Source organism: Argonema antarcticum A004/B2 (genome assembly GCF_023333585.1).
Lineage (GTDB): Bacteria > Cyanobacteriota > Cyanobacteriia > Cyanobacteriales > Aerosakkonemataceae > Argonema > Argonema antarcticum.
In genome coordinates this window covers 1-14,202 of record NZ_JAIQZN010000005.1, presented here as the reverse complement: position 1 = coordinate 14,202, position 14,202 = coordinate 1, and the positions used below count along the sequence as shown (strand labels likewise).

Here is a 14,202-nt window from a genome sequence, read left to right as displayed (position 1 = left end):
ATATGTCTGGCTCGCTCTCTTCTCAGCCTTCTGATGCTTCCGACCCATCACTTCAAACTCAGCAAGAATTGAAGGGAGATCGTAATCAAGCAATCGGTCACTCAGTCAATAGTACTGTTGTTAGTGGACAAGTGGTAAACCTGACAGTCTATGACCGTCCTCCTATTCTGCGAGGACAGTTACCAGCTAGCCCAGTGCAGCCTCCAGACAATCTAGACTATAGATTTCAAAAAGTTTTACTAAATAAAGTCAATAAATATTGGATTCAAGGGGTACTGGAAAAGTCCCTATACAACCAAGCGCTGATTGAACTTAGGTTAGAAGAGCGATTAGATGCAGTGAAAGATCCTTTCAACAGTTTTCAAGCTCTACCTGATGAATCAAGAAAAACTCCACTTGACGATAGGGATATTTATGATGTATTTTTTGAGATGGGAGAGGGACGAACCTTACTTATTTTAGGAGAACCAGGAGCAGGAAAAACAATAACTCTTTTAAGGCTAACAAAAGATTTAATCACTCGTGCTGAAGAAGATTTAAACTATCCCATTCCGGTAGTATTTAATTTATCGTCTTGGATTTATAAGCGACAAACAATTACTAATTGGCTGATTGGAGAGCTTGATAGTAAATATCAGGTTTCTAGAAAGCTTGGTAAGAAATGGATTACAAATCAAAGGTTACTTCTCTTGCTTGATGGTTTAGATGAAGTAAAAGTTGATTACCGAGAGGAGTGCGTTCAGGCTATCAATCAATTCATGCAACAGTATGGACAGACTGAAATGGTTGTTTGTAGCCGATTGAAGGATTATAAAGTACTCTCCAATCGTTTAAATCTGCAAAGCGCAATTTACCTTCAGCCTCTATCTATTGAGCAAGTTGATCAATACTTTAGTAAAGCTGGTAATCAACTCAAAACACTTAGAACTCTTTTTCAAAAAGACATAATACTACAAGAATTAGCTAAATCTCCGCTAATGCTCAGCGTTATGAGTTTGGCATATCAAGATGAATCTAGTAAAGAACGGATTGAAGCAAGTTCAGTAGAAGAGTATCATCAAAAGTTGTTTAATGCTTATATTAAGCAGATGTTGAGGCGTTGGAGAGTAGTCGAGCCTAAATACTCGAAAGAGAAGTTTATGGGTTGGCTAACCAATTTAGCTTTGAGAATGTCCCAAGAATCTCAGACAATATTTTTAATTGAACAACTTCAGCCCACGTACTTAGGAAATAGAAAGCTAATCATTGCTTATAAAGTTAAATTACTATCGATTAGTGGTCTAGTCGGAGGCATTGCAGGATGCTTAAGTCTAGGATTAGTGGGAGGGTTGGTTGTCCAGAATAATGTACTAGCTTGGAAGCTTACTGATGGGTTGTTTTGGGTTCCTGTAGGTGCATTGACGGGTACATTACTTGGTACTTTAATATTAGGATTAAGTAGAGTAAATATTGAGGCAGTTGAAACGTTAAGTTTTTCTTGGAAAGGGATTATTCAACACCTAATTAGTAGTTCTACAGTGCCTAGAGCTTTATTATTTTCTCTAGTTTTTACCTTGCTTATGGGATTAAGAAGTGTATTTTTAATGTCTGACAAGTCCATACAGCATAGTTTAGGTGATAACCTGGTTTTGACCCCAGAACATAGAGTATCATTTGCAATAATTTCTAGCTTTACTTTTGCTTTATCTTTTGGTATAGTGTTAGGTGTAATCAATAGTTTGAAAGGTTCAAATATAGAGATTAAAGCAATTCCTAACCAAGGAATTTGGAGATCGGCGACAAATGCTAGTCTGATGGGATTAATCGCCGGATTGATAGGACTATTTATAGGAGGAATTACAGGAGGATTGATTGGCAAAGCGTATTTTGGCTCTGTACCTAATTCTGTTATCAATATTGGTCTGATTTATTCACTTCTTTATGGAGTTGCATTTGGTCTAGTTGGTGGTCTGTTTAATTCAGCTAGCACTGCATGTGTACAACATTTTACTTTACGTTTGAGTCTTTACTTAAAAGGTTTTTTCCCCTGGAACCTTTCTCGATTTCTCAACTATGCTACCGATCATCTTTTCTTACAAAAAGTAGGAGGTGGTTATATTTTTATCCACAGAATGCTACTAGAGCATCTCGCTAAGCAGTCTAAGTAGCAAACTGAATTACTTTTCAAGAAACAATTTTGTACTTAGAAGGAAAACTAATGTCTAGACAAAACCTGGAACAATTCAAAAAATTAGTTTTAAGAAAAACAGACCTGCAAGAACAACTCAAACAAGCTGCTAATGAGCAGGAATTCATCCAACTGATTGTAAACCTAGGCCAGGAAAAAGGTTATGACTTCACAGATGAAGAGGTTGCAATATCTCTGCAAGAGCAGAGGCAGGCACTGGAGAACATGACATTTGGAGAAAGAACAATCCGCAACCTTAGAGCAGAGTGGCAGCCTAGAGTAGGCGGATTGAGAGCAGTTATATGGGGAGGGGGGGATAGATTGTGAAAACAAAATCCTTATCCACAAGGATTTTAAACTCCTCACCTGTTTATAATCTAATTAGGGTTACTACAGGCTTTCTTGATGTGTACAACAAAAAATCCTGCCTAATGATGATGCTCCTATTTTTTTCAAAGTAAGATATTAATTGTATGACCATTTCGATGGAAGATTATATAAGAGTAGTTATTCCCTATCTTAATGCTGAGTTAATTAGTGTTGAGGCTTTATGCCAAGTCCAGAGGCTAGCACGATCTTTACCTCCTTCACCCACTGCCTTTTTTGAATGCCGCCTTGAAGATAACCAACCTCAAGTAGACTTCTCGATTGGTCTCTTCAGCTCTGTATCCGATCATTTTATAGAATATTTTCTGATCCAAGCAGATTGGTATAGTTACAGAGATATTTTCTTAGGCTTGATCAACTCAACATCGATACTAAAACAGTATATTTCCTATATTTTTCTAGAATTCGATCTACCTGGTAAGTTGGTACAGTTGCCCATGCCCTGCATCTTTCTGGCTTTTGAGCAGGAAGGTTTGAGCAAAACTCAAGGCTTGATAGAGTTAATTTCTAAGAATTTTGGTTATTCTAATACAGCATCTCTTGAATCTAATCTTTCTTATTATTTTGATTGTTTACCCCCTAGTTCTACAGTCACTCCTATTGGGTTGATGCTGTCCCGTCCAAACAAACCAGTTAGATTAGGTATACAGGGAACTAGTTCACAGCATTTGCTAGATTATTTAGCGAAACTTGGTTGGTTCGATGTAACTAGTACATTTTCATCTATTACTCTAGCTTTAGAAAAGTTTGTAGACTCTTTCCGCTTATGCTTTGATATTTATGATAGTTTTTCTCCCAAAATTGGCTTGGAGTGTTTTTTACAGCAACCTTCTGATGAATCACGTTGGCAACAACTTTTAAACTATTTGGTTGAGATAGGCGTGTGTACTCCAGTAAAACGAGATGCCCTTCTTACCTGGCCTGGTTTTTCTCAAAAAACAGATGCTCCAGAGCTTTGGCCTAATAATCTAGCTGGGGGCGATCTTTTATTAGGTTCCAGCGCACTTAGTATTTTCTGGCGAGAAATCAGCCATATAAAAATTATTTATGATGTAGCAGAAGATTGCTTATCGGCTAAGGGATATTTATCTTTTGGTCATAGCTGGCTTGATGTCGATCTTATAACGGAAATTTCTGATAAGTAGCTTGGTACAATAAAACCTGGGACATAAGTTCTTAAGCTGCAACATAAGTTCTCAAATTGCTTGGTAGATGCACTTTGAGCAACAGCCAATAAATAAATTTTAGATATGTGTTAAATATCAGGCGATTTTTCGTTCAATTACTGGAGTCAGATGTTCTGGAATGCCTGCCATCTGAATTGCAGTACATCCCAGTTTATAAGCAAATTCAATTGATTGTCCAGATGCGATCGCTTCGTAAAACCCAATGGCAAACTCAATTGCAGCTTTATCGCCAACTGCTTTATTCATCCCAATCACATAAGGTATATGTTTAGCGATCGCTTTTGCTTGCACTTCCGAGTAACAAGCATTCAGGACAACACATTCAATCTGTTGACCGAATAATTGAAACAAATTAAATAATGCCTCGGTACTAACAAGCTGCGTCTGACCTGCATCATTTTCTAACACTAACCCTTCTTCACCGCTACCATGTCCAGAAAAATGCACGATCTGCGGTTTGGAATCAAGTAATGCTTGGTAGACATCCCTAGAACGAACAGCCCATTGTTGTTGTAGAGTAAAAGCATCTTGACGATGAGTGCGTTTTAGTCCAGATTGAATTTCCCGCACTTCTTCACTCAATCGTAGCTGTGATGTCCCTTTGGGATTGGCAGCTAAAATCAAAATTGTTTTAACATTTTGTTGATTGTTCGTTGCAGGTGAAGCAGGGGGCGGTATCTCAGAAGCGTCACCTTGATTCAACGGTGAACTAAAAGTAATATTTCCCTTAGAATCGTTGAAAACCTGTCCCCCGAAAACTCCAAATACCTGCCCTCCTGAAACCGTACCAATAGTCTGATTCTGCCTACCTGTAACATTTTGAGTAACTCCGCTTCCAGAGTGGCAGTTTGAGGAGTCTTCTTTGAGAATTTGTGCGATCGCTTCTGCTAAACTTGGGTTTTCTTGGAGCAAAATCTCCAATTCTTCCTGAAATAGAGCTTTACGTTTCTCATTCTCTGGCTTTCCTGCCAATTGTTGCGCCGCAATCTTAGCATCTTCTTTAGCTTCTACTTGCGGTTGCAGCTTCTCCCAAATCTTTTTAGCCTTATTCCAGGCATCCTCGCCAATCTTACTAGCAGCACTCTCGGCTGATTTTTCACCAACTTTCATCAAAAAAGGCAGACAAGGACTCAGGAAGGCCATCAGTGCCACGATATCCATCTCTTTTACCTCTAAATTCTTGAGTCGAATCCAATCAAGATTTTTATACAATAGCGCCTCTCCCCTACTTATGATGATAAGTAAATCTTCACAAACACCCCACAGCGGCTATCACTGGGACGGGACCGATCGCCGTTTCTTTGAAGGTTGGTACTACCGCGTCACCTTACCGGAACACCGTCAAACCTTCGCCTTTATGTATTCGATCGAAGATCCTCTAGGCGGCAAACCCCACAGCGGCGGGGCAGCACAAATTCTGGGCCCCGATGATGAATATATTTGTCGTACTTTCCCAGATGTAAAGAAATTCTGGGCGTGGCGGGATGCCTTGGGATTGGGTCATTGGGGCAAAACCGACTCAGAAACCCGGTTTCTCAAAGAAACCGGGTTTCTAGAGCCAGCTGATTTCAAAGACTCAGAAACCCGGTTTCTCAAAGAAACCGGGTTTCTAGAGCCAGCAGCGTTCTCTAGCCATATTCAAGAAGGCTATCAAGTAACAGCTACATGGCATCAAGGAAAAATTTGCGATCGCGGTTCCGGTAATTATTCTCGTTGGCAATATGAAATTAAACCAATCTACGCCTGGGGAAACCAAAACGCTTCCCAACAATCAACCGCAGGCTTTTTCTCTTTCTTACCCATATTTGAACCCGGATGGCAGATATTAATGGCTCACGGACTAGCCACCGGCTGGATTGAGTGGAACGGCAAACGCTACGAATTTAGCGACGCACCAGCATACAGCGAAAAAAACTGGGGCGGAGCCTTTCCCCAGAAGTGGTTCTGGGTTAACTGCAACTGCTTTGATAACCAACCCGACCTCGCCTTAACAGCAGGCGGAGGCAGGCGAGGAGTGCTGTGGTGGATGGAATCTGTAGCGATGATTGGACTCCACTATCAAGGCAAATTCTATGAATTCGTGCCTTGGAACTCAAAAGTAAGCTGGGATATACAGCCGTGGGGTAGATGGCAGATGCAAGCCGAAAATGAACAGTATGAGATTGAATTGACTGGTACGACAGACCTACCCGGAACTCCTCTGCGGGCACCCACCGAAAACGGTTTAGAATTCGCGTGCCGCGATACAATGTTGGGTCAGTTGACTCTCGAACTACGAGAACGGCTCGGCGGCAAATCTAAAATTATCCTGAAAGCAAACAGTTCTCTGTGTGGATTGGAAACAGGCGGCAGCCCTTGGAATGAATCTTGGCTGTCTAATTGAGATTTATCTGCTATCATGGCTTTGTATCAGGGGCTGTGGCTCAGATGGATAGAGCGAGCGCCTCCTAAGCGCTAGGTCATGGGTTCAAGTCCCATCAGTCCCGTACTAATCCAATAGCAGTTGAAAAGAATCTTTCAAAAGATTTCTAAAGTGGTACTCTGGGAGCGATACCTACGGCTAGGAAGACAATCCTATGCTTACTATTTATCGTCAACGCTATTTAGCTGTCTGCATGGTTTTAAAAATTTCTCGCAGTCAACAACGATACAAACTGAAAAAAAATTCCCGCTCTAAATCGCACTTTAAGCGCAGATTTTTTCTCCCCGCCCTATTGTTTACTGTTGCACTTTGGGTTACCTACAAACAAATTAGAAGTCTTGAGCAACCCCAGGCAGTTTTGATGTTAGGTGGCTCAACACCGGCATTGGAGCGAGAAAGGTTCACAGCAAACTTTGCGAGTAAGTATCCAAATTTACATATTTGGATTTCTTCTGGTGGTCTTGGTGGCTACAATATTTACGTCAAAAAAGTTTTCGCCAAAGCGGGTGTTGACTCAGACCGCTTATACTTGGACGAACAGGCTGTAGATACGGTCACGAACTTCACCACTTTGGTTGATGAGTTAAAAGCTCGTGGTATCCATAGCGTTTATTTAATTACTTCTGACTACCACATGCGCCGCGCTCAGATTGTTGGCGAGATTGTTTTGGGAAGCCGGGGAATTGTTTTTAAGCCTGTACCAGTTCCTTCTGGGAAAGCGCCCGAACCTATTGAAAAAGCTTTCCGCGATGGAGCTAGAGCAATTCTTTGGGTCACTACTGGAAATACAGGTTCAAGTTTCAGTCGGCTTTTTTCCAGTCACTAATTCTGTCGTAATAATTCAGGGGCTTTCGGAATTATTATGCTAGTGTTTATGGTGAACATTTTTGTATGGACACAGCATCATAAATATGTCGATAACTGTTTACAGCGGTTCCCGCTGTAATGAAGTACATTTTAAGTAGGGGCGAAGCATTCCGGTAGATGATTTATTGGTAATCAGCAAAGATGAATTACGGTCATGCTTCGCCCTTCCCCTTCGCATACTGTACCTCTTAACAGCGGGAACCGCTGTATACCAAATCCGGGTTTGTTACCCCATGAGAATTTTTGGCTTAAACATTGTAGAGACGTTTCATGAAACGTCTCTACAGCCTAGAGACATAAAGGGGGTAATCGTTGCGGATTTGGTATTAGATCAAGTTACATCTGAACTTATCGCTTTCATGTCTTCAATTTCAAACAAGCTAACAACTACTCCTGCAATAGGAGTAGCTAGAAAAATTCCCAGCAACCCTGCTAATCTATAGCCTACTAATAAGGCAAAAAAGACTACAACCGGATTAATATTGAGCGAGTTTTGCATAATCCGAGGAGCCAGCAAGTTATCTTTTATCTGCTGAATCACAATGGAAGCGATGAAAACATTAAATGCTAACCACCCACTTTGAGGTAACAAAATCAAACAAATTAAACCGAGACCTAATGTAGAGCCAATTCCCGGAATAATTTGAAAAACTCCGCCTATGACTGCCAAAATCAATGCAAAAGGCACTTTTAAAATTAAGAATACAATAAAAGTGGCGGCGCTAAAAAATAAACTTAAAAGCAACTGACCTCGAAAAAAGCCTAAAAAATTGCGCTCAACTATGAATGTAAATCGACTTTGTAGGTGTTTGGGGACAAGTTTAAGGGCGAATCCCCAAAGTTTTTCACCATTTAGTAGCATGAAAAAAGCGACAACTTCAATCAGGATGAAATTAACGAAATTGGTTAGCAATATTGTCGAACTAACGAAGCTAGCACCAATAAAGGCTAGGGCTTGGTTACGTAGAGGTTCTTCGACGGCACGAATATCAACCTGAAGATCTCGGGAGCGAAGATAATTTTCTAGTCTCTCTAATAAAGGTGTTAAGGAGTTTAAAAAACTAGGTGTGCCCTCAAAAAGTTGTTGTCCTTGAGATACAATGGCGAATCCTACGGTAACAGTGAAACCCCCAACCATTAAAAGGCTGAGCAAGAAGATTAAGCTAACGGCTAGACCCCGTGGCAAAAAACGATGCAGCCATTGCACTGGATAGCTGAGCAAAAAAGCGAAAACTGCTGCTAAGCTGAAGATGACGATGACATTTTGAAAGTAATCCAAAAGCAGTATTAGTGCCCAGCCAGAGGCAAACAGTAGCAAAAAGCGAATTAATGCTAAGTTATTGACTCGCTCCCAGAAATTTTGTGTAGGTGGTTCACTCATATTGCCTCCAGGTAGATGCCCAAGATGTTTATAGCGTCTACTCGCTGAAATCGAGTCAGGAATTTGTGGCTTCATTGTCTACCTTCACTAAGGATAGAAAAATTTAATGTTAAATAGCGATCGCGTAGCTGGAAGTACAACCTATTGCCTGAACCAATTGGACGGGTAAATTCCGGGGTAAGCGAGATATAGTTTTGCTACTGCCGGTTGATGAAGTTTACTTATCTGCAAACCCCATTGTGGGTTCTTGCACCAGTACGTAAGGCTGCACTATCAGAGCGTTAAATCGCTTAGCTTGGTTAGTTTGCCAAGAAGCCATTTGAGTGGGGGACGGTTTGGAAATCAGTTGCTCACCAATCCAATGCTGGATAGATAAGACATCATCATTAGCGATCGCGACTCCCACATCTACTAAGTCTAGTCCTGGATTGACCACAATTAAGCGATCGCGCTGAGCGTGGGGCATCAGCCATTCCCACTCTGCCTGATCCAGGGCCGCCGCTAATTCCACTTTTAGATCCTGCATTCCTCAAAAATTTTGCTTAATTTATGGCTTATTCTAGCTTGCCATTCCAGTATGAAAACTCTCTCTGGCTAGATAGTTCAACGCCCCAAGTCGTGCATTGCATTAATCGCCGCTGCACATTTTTGCGTCACAGCTTCTAATTCATCTCGCTTTCCAGTACTGGGAGGATTTATTATCTCACCAATACGTACCGTTACCGACACCAATCGCGGTATCGGAGAACCTTTTTGCACGATCTCCTCAGTACCCCATAAACTCACCGGCAGCAGGGGAGCTTTCGCCTTAGCCGCAATCATCGCAGCACCCAGTTTCGGTTCCGTAATGCGTCCATCTGGGGTGCGCGTCCCTTGCAAGAAAACACCTGTAGCCCAACCCTGTTCCAGATAATTAAGGGCCGATCGAATCGCGCTTCTGTCTGCTGACTGGCGATTGACTGGATAAGCGCCGTACAAGAGAATACCTTGCTTGAGAACGGGAATTTTAAATAACTCTTCCTTAGCCATAAAGGCGACGGGACGACCCACGCAAGAAGACAGAATTGGCGGGTCAAAGTAACTGGCGTGGTTGCTCGCTACCACCAGTGGCCCCGATCGCGGCACTTGCTCTGCACCATAAATGCGACCCCGAAAGTAAACGTGGAGCATGGGGCTAACTACCGACCACTTAAAGGCGCGGTAGAACAACAAGTTAATCAAAGGTTCTCGGCTTCTTGCCACAGCAGACAATTCCGTAAACACACACAAGTAAAGCAAAATATTAGCGTAGCAGCTTAATTGCCAGCAAACATAGCCTGCTGTCCTTGAGGCGAAGTCGCATATCCCGTGAAAGCTTGAACTGCTGGAGTAGGTGGATTTTTATAGACGTAAAACAGAGTTCTTTGATAGGGATAATTGGCGGTTCCTGGCGTTACGCCATCGATCGCAACAACCCGCACTGTTTGCTGGTTTGCTACTTGAGCGTAAGTGGCATAGCCAATGCCATTATTTCCTAAAGCGCGGAGCAAGCCTGTCGTCTCATCCCTTGGTAGGGTAGTAATATTGGGAGTCGTGCCAAAATTAGCACCTTTTAGCACCAGTTCCTGAAATGACTTATTTGTGCCGCTAACGGCTGGGCGATTAATTACCTGGATGGGTGCTGCTGCGCCCCCTACGGCAGACCAATTGTTGATTTTCCCTTGAAAGATATCCGCTACTTGGGTATTGGTTAAACCGCCGCTGAAAGGGTTAGTTTTCCCTACTACTACTGCGATTTGATCGGTAGCTATTGGCACCGCTACTAAACCCTGACTTTGTTCTTGTGCTGTCAAAGGTCGCGATATCGCCGCCAAATCTACGTTACCAGCTAGAAGATCCTGAATTCCCCGATCGGAACCGCCAGCATTTGTAGTAACGTTACTACCTGGAAATTGTGCCTGAAAGCCGCGTTTGAGGTTTTCGTTAATTGTCACCATGCTGGTGGCACCATCAATCCTGAGCGTTGTGCCTGCTGGGACTGAAGTAGGTGCTGTGCCTACTACTGGTGCTGTGCCTACGGAAGGTTGCGCTGCTGTGCCTGGTACTGGCGCTGTGCCTACGGGAGTTTGCGCTGCTGGTTTTCTCATCACAAAGAACCAGTAACCACCACCTGCGAGCAGCAAAAATAACAATATAAAAAGAATTGGGGGAGGGCCGCTTTTCTGAGCCATAAAATTTTTAGTTTCCTGGAAGTTGCTTGTTGTTGGAACCTTCTAACATTTCGAGACGACGAGAAATTTCGTCGTCTATAGTCATTCTTTCCATGTCAGCTTGAAGTTTTTCGGCTGGGTTTTCAGATAGTTCAGCTAAGGCGTTTTGCTTTAAATTTCGGCGCTCGACTGCACCTTTAGCCGCTTCAAACTGAGATTTAGCCGAACCGATATCGAATTCATTGTTGACTTTGGCGATCATACCAAGCGCCTCGTTCACTTCTGACATATCTTTCATATTCTGCATATCGGTTTTGTAGCTTTCCAGCTTCATCCGTTCCCGATTCAGCTTCTCTTTGGAAGCTTTCACCGCCGCCTCAGCTTGTCTAACCATTTCCTCGATTTGCGGCAAAATTTGCTCGGTTTGAATTACCCTCGTCATCGCCATCCGCGCTGCTTCTTCATTACCGCTCTTTGATGCAATCCGCGCTTGTTGCTCGAAGGTTTGCAATTCTTTTACTTTTGACTCGTATTTTTGCTTGGCAGTTTTATAAGCACCATCTTGAGCCGCAACTGCTGTAGCTAGCTTATGCACTGATTGCTGCATTGCTTGTAGGGATTCTTCGGCTACTGCTACAGCCACCTTACCGCCTTGTTCCACCGGCATTCCCCACAGCCAGTTCCAAGTGCCGACGATGGTGCGTCCGGCTTTTTCTCCCATTACCCAGTAAAGTACTTTTTTCATATCGCGGCTTTGCCTCTTTGATAACTTGGTTTAAGCTTTAGCCTTTAACACTCTTTGGGAAACTTTTACTCTATATTTGACAGATTAAACTGATTCTACTCTAGTGTCTAGAGTTACTTTTGGAAATAATACCAGGTTTAGGTTAAGATTATGTTAACTAACTGTTAGGGACGTTAAACGCCACATTTATCCAATCTCGACGCGATCGCACCGGCATGACGCAACCATCCCACTCCTGCAACCCAAATCCGGGATGGTAAGTGTCCCACAGGCGCATTCCGATTAAATTTCAGTCCTTGATAATAATTATCGGAGTTATAGGTGGGCCAGTTGACCCGGTTGCAAAAAGTCACGTAATCTCGCCTAACGCTTTCGTAAAGCTGTTTTTGCACGCTGAAGCCAAAGCGATTCTGGCTATATTTTACCCAGAGTTGGTCAATTATCTGTAAATCCTCGCAGGGAAAGCGATCGATATCGCTAACTTCGAGATGTGTACCAGGTAGTTTACCTAAAGCTTGACACATCAGATTCCATGTTTCGCGATCGGCTTCTTTCCATTTCTGCGTTTCCAGCAGAAGCTGCAAGTTATTGTAATCTACCCCCACTTGGGAAATCAGGATAGTACGTGCTGATGAAGAGGTATGAGTAGGAGATTGAATTTGATTGATTAGGGGTAAAAATTCCGTTTTCGCTTCATTAAAAGTTGTCGATTTAATCGATTGCAATACTTCATCGATAGTTGTTTCGATTTTTTGTGCTGGCATTTGTTTAGCTGTTGCCGATTTAATTGCTTGCAATACTTCATCGGCAGATTGGAATCGATCACTAATCTTACTTTGCAGCAACTTATCCAAAATATTACCCAGATCTGAGTCTACCGTCGTTCCTTCTGGTAAATAATGATGCCAGAGCCAAAACTCATTATTGAAATCATACATATCCAAGGGAGAAACGCCAGTTAGCAGGCGAATGCAGGTAACACCTAAACTGTAAAGATCGCTAGCTGGAAAGGCTTTGCCTTTAGCTTGTTCGGGAGATACATACTTTTGGCTACCGACAACAGTTCCGGTATGACCCAGGCTTGATTCTGTAAATAATTTCGCCACGCCAAAATCGATCAAAACTAACGATCCCTTTGTTATCTTCTCTTGGTTAGGATGCGATCGCCGGATGATATTTTCCGGCTTAATGTCTCGGTGGATTACCTTACGTTCATGGATAAATTGCAGTACTGGTAACAAATCTTCCAGCAGTTTCCAAATCTGATATTCCTGATAAACACCTTGTTCTAAATCTTTTTCTAAAGTCTGTCCATCAATAAACTCCTGCACCAAATACAACTGTAGTTCCTGTTCAAACTGCGCCAACAAATAAGGGATTTGGGGATGTTTTCCCAACTCATCCAAGTGAACTGCTTCTTGGCGAAATAACCGCGTTGCTTTGTTTAAGTATTCATCATCGTCCGAGCGAAAGTATAATTGCTTGATTACACAGCGGGGTTTAGAGGGGATATCTTCATCGATCGCTAAAAAAGTTTTACCAAATCCACCCTTACCCAAGGTTTTAATGGCACGATAACGTTCTCTGAGTAACAGCTTGGAGCCACAACACAAGCAAAATTTCGCTTTGTCTTGGTTTTGCGGATTTTCACATCCCGGCTTCACACAGTAGCTCATAAACAGTTTTTAGGGGTCAAAAGCTGACAACTCGGCAAGGCTACTTATATTCTTCAACTTTAAATTAGGACAGGTGCGTTTAATCAAGCCTGTCAGAACTTTACCGGGGCCAATTTCTACTACTTCTGAAATACCTTCTACTGGCAATTGTTCCATAATTTCTCGCCAACGGACAGAACCAGTGATTTGCTGGGAAAGACGCTGTTTTAATACGCCTGCTTCTACTGCTGGTAATGGTTCAACATTTGATAGTACTGACACTTTAGCATTTGCAAAGGTTACAGACTCTAGAACTTTCTCAAATTCAGCGGCTGCTGTTGCCATTAAGTGGGAGTGAAAAGCGCCAGATACATTTAACTTAACAGCACGCTTTGTTTTTACTTGGGATAGCACGGTTTCTACTGCTTCTGGTGTGCCGGAAATCACAACTTGGGTAGAACTGTTATCGTTGGCTAAGACTACATCGGCTGTTTGTTGGATTTTTTCTTCTAATTGTTTGCGATCGAATCCCATCAATGCGGCCATCATACCACCGGCAGCGCTATCCATCAATTGCGATCGCTCTTTTACTAAGCACAAACCGGCTTCAAAGTCAAACACTCCCGCCGCATAAAGAGCAACATATTCTCCCAAACTATGACCCGCAACTAAATCGGGTTGCTCTCCCCTTTCCCGCATCAAGTCAGCCAGAATACTTTCTACCACATACAAACAAGGCTGGGTATAAAGGGTGTGAGATAGTTTATCTTCCTTGCTTTGGCAAATTTCCACAACCGACCAGCCTAAAATCTGCTCTGCTTGTTCAAATTTAGCTTTAGCATTTGGGATTTCTAATAAATCGACTCCCATACCAATTGCTTGCGAACCTTGTCCCGGAAACACCCACGCCGTTTTAGTCATTTGTCTTTTGTCCTTTGTTATTTGTCCTTTGTCATTTGTTCATAACAAATAACGGGATTATCAATTTAATACAAAATGGTGCTTTTGGCAACGGCTTGTTCATTGCTCATTGTTGAGGGGAATGAACCATTACCAGTAAAAAATGTCAATTTTTTACCATGCAAAGTATAGATATTTTAATACTCATGCTAACTCAAGTTGCTAGTTACTTGTACTCTGGGTATGTTGTTGCGCTTTAGCGCTCTTATACCAACTTGGTTAAGAGCGCTAAATCGCAACAA

At 42.3% G+C, this 14,202-nt stretch carries 13 protein-coding genes and 1 tRNA gene; 6 read left to right on the top strand and 8 right to left on the bottom strand.

Annotation, left to right across the window (positions count from 1 at the left end):
- Positions 1-2 precede the first annotated feature (2 nt).
- The 3 genes from LAY57_RS03215 to LAY57_RS03205 all read left to right on the top strand — a co-directional run bounded on the left by LAY57_RS03215 (position 3) and on the right by LAY57_RS03205 (position 3,699).
- Positions 3-2,147 carry an NACHT domain-containing protein gene (locus LAY57_RS03215; RefSeq protein WP_249064855.1) on the top strand — a complete coding sequence of 715 codons (2,145 nt, stop codon included), beginning with the start codon at positions 3-5 and terminating at the stop codon, positions 2,145-2,147.
- Positions 2,148-2,176: 29 nt separating this feature from the next.
- Positions 2,177-2,494, top strand: coding sequence for a Nif11-like leader peptide family natural product precursor (locus tag LAY57_RS03210; RefSeq protein ID WP_249064854.1), 318 nt, complete (start codon positions 2,177-2,179; stop codon positions 2,492-2,494).
- 146 nt (positions 2,495-2,640) lie between these two features.
- Positions 2,641-3,699 carry a hypothetical protein gene (locus LAY57_RS03205; RefSeq protein WP_249064853.1) on the top strand — a complete coding sequence of 353 codons (1,059 nt, stop codon included), beginning with the start codon at positions 2,641-2,643 and terminating at the stop codon, positions 3,697-3,699.
- A gap of 117 nt (positions 3,700-3,816) precedes the next feature.
- Here the strand turns inward: LAY57_RS03205 and LAY57_RS03200 are convergent, their stop codons facing one another.
- Complete coding sequence (locus tag LAY57_RS03200) at positions 3,817-4,953, bottom strand: CHAT domain-containing protein (protein ID WP_249064852.1); 1,137 nt, start codon at positions 4,951-4,953, stop codon at positions 3,817-3,819.
- Between the two features lie 19 nt (positions 4,954-4,972).
- Between LAY57_RS03200 and LAY57_RS03195 the strand changes: the two genes are divergently transcribed.
- The 3 genes from LAY57_RS03195 to LAY57_RS03185 all read left to right on the top strand — a co-directional run bounded on the left by LAY57_RS03195 (position 4,973) and on the right by LAY57_RS03185 (position 6,989).
- On the top strand, positions 4,973-6,124 hold the full coding sequence (locus LAY57_RS03195; protein ID WP_249064851.1) for a tocopherol cyclase family protein: 1,152 nt from the start codon (positions 4,973-4,975) through the stop codon (positions 6,122-6,124).
- Between the two features lie 29 nt (positions 6,125-6,153).
- Positions 6,154-6,227 (top strand) — tRNA-Arg (locus tag LAY57_RS03190).
- 90 nt (positions 6,228-6,317) lie between these two features.
- Positions 6,318-6,989, top strand: a complete 672-nt coding sequence (locus LAY57_RS03185) for a YdcF family protein (protein ID WP_338022347.1) — start codon at positions 6,318-6,320, stop codon at positions 6,987-6,989.
- A gap of 372 nt (positions 6,990-7,361) precedes the next feature.
- Here the strand turns inward: LAY57_RS03185 and LAY57_RS03180 are convergent, their stop codons facing one another.
- The 7 genes from LAY57_RS03180 to fabD all read right to left on the bottom strand — a co-directional run bounded on the left by LAY57_RS03180 (position 7,362) and on the right by fabD (position 13,921).
- Complete coding sequence (locus LAY57_RS03180) at positions 7,362-8,411, bottom strand: AI-2E family transporter (RefSeq protein ID WP_249064850.1); 1,050 nt, start codon at positions 8,409-8,411, stop codon at positions 7,362-7,364.
- Between the two features lie 217 nt (positions 8,412-8,628).
- Entirely contained in the window at positions 8,629-8,937 is a 309-nt protein-coding gene (locus LAY57_RS03175; RefSeq protein WP_249064849.1) for a DUF2288 domain-containing protein, read from the bottom strand.
- 77 nt (positions 8,938-9,014) lie between these two features.
- Complete coding sequence (locus LAY57_RS03170; RefSeq protein ID WP_249064848.1) at positions 9,015-9,653, bottom strand: lysophospholipid acyltransferase family protein; 639 nt, start codon at positions 9,651-9,653, stop codon at positions 9,015-9,017.
- A 53-nt stretch (positions 9,654-9,706) separates the two neighbouring features.
- Positions 9,707-10,621: a phosphate ABC transporter substrate-binding protein gene (locus tag LAY57_RS03165; protein WP_249064847.1), complete on the bottom strand. Its 915-nt coding sequence runs from the start codon at positions 10,619-10,621 to the stop codon at positions 9,707-9,709.
- 7 nt (positions 10,622-10,628) lie between these two features.
- Positions 10,629-11,345 (bottom strand): PspA/IM30 family protein, encoded by a 717-nt coding sequence (locus tag LAY57_RS03160; RefSeq protein ID WP_249064846.1) that lies wholly within the window; start codon positions 11,343-11,345, stop codon positions 10,629-10,631.
- Positions 11,346-11,518: 173 nt separating this feature from the next.
- Positions 11,519-13,021, bottom strand: coding sequence for a serine/threonine-protein kinase (locus LAY57_RS03155; protein ID WP_249064845.1), 1,503 nt, complete (start codon positions 13,019-13,021; stop codon positions 11,519-11,521).
- 9 nt (positions 13,022-13,030) lie between these two features.
- Positions 13,031-13,921 carry an ACP S-malonyltransferase gene (gene fabD, locus LAY57_RS03150; RefSeq protein ID WP_249064844.1) on the bottom strand — a complete coding sequence of 297 codons (891 nt, stop codon included), beginning with the start codon at positions 13,919-13,921 and terminating at the stop codon, positions 13,031-13,033.
- Positions 13,922-14,202 lie beyond the last annotated feature (281 nt).

What these genes read in the sequence shown, in the direction of transcription:
- LAY57_RS03205 (WP_249064853.1), top strand. Translation starts at nt 2,641, where the DNA reads ATGACCATTTCGATGGAAGATTATATAAGAGTAGTTATTCCCTATCTT.
- LAY57_RS03215 (WP_249064855.1), top strand. Translation starts at nt 3, where the DNA reads ATGTCTGGCTCGCTCTCTTCTCAGCCTTCTGATGCTTCCGACCCATCA.
- fabD (WP_249064844.1), bottom strand. Translation starts at nt 13,921, where the DNA reads ATGACTAAAACGGCGTGGGTGTTTCCGGGACAAGGTTCGCAAGCAATT.
- LAY57_RS03185 (WP_338022347.1), top strand. Translation starts at nt 6,318, where the DNA reads ATGCTTACTATTTATCGTCAACGCTATTTAGCTGTCTGCATGGTTTTA.
- LAY57_RS03195 (WP_249064851.1), top strand. Translation starts at nt 4,973, where the DNA reads ATGATGATAAGTAAATCTTCACAAACACCCCACAGCGGCTATCACTGG.
- LAY57_RS03160 (WP_249064846.1), bottom strand. Translation starts at nt 11,345, where the DNA reads ATGAAAAAAGTACTTTACTGGGTAATGGGAGAAAAAGCCGGACGCACC.
- LAY57_RS03175 (WP_249064849.1), bottom strand. Translation starts at nt 8,937, where the DNA reads ATGCAGGATCTAAAAGTGGAATTAGCGGCGGCCCTGGATCAGGCAGAG.
- LAY57_RS03155 (WP_249064845.1), bottom strand. Translation starts at nt 13,021, where the DNA reads ATGAGCTACTGTGTGAAGCCGGGATGTGAAAATCCGCAAAACCAAGAC.
- LAY57_RS03165 (WP_249064847.1), bottom strand. Translation starts at nt 10,621, where the DNA reads ATGGCTCAGAAAAGCGGCCCTCCCCCAATTCTTTTTATATTGTTATTT.
- LAY57_RS03180 (WP_249064850.1), bottom strand. Translation starts at nt 8,411, where the DNA reads ATGAGTGAACCACCTACACAAAATTTCTGGGAGCGAGTCAATAACTTA.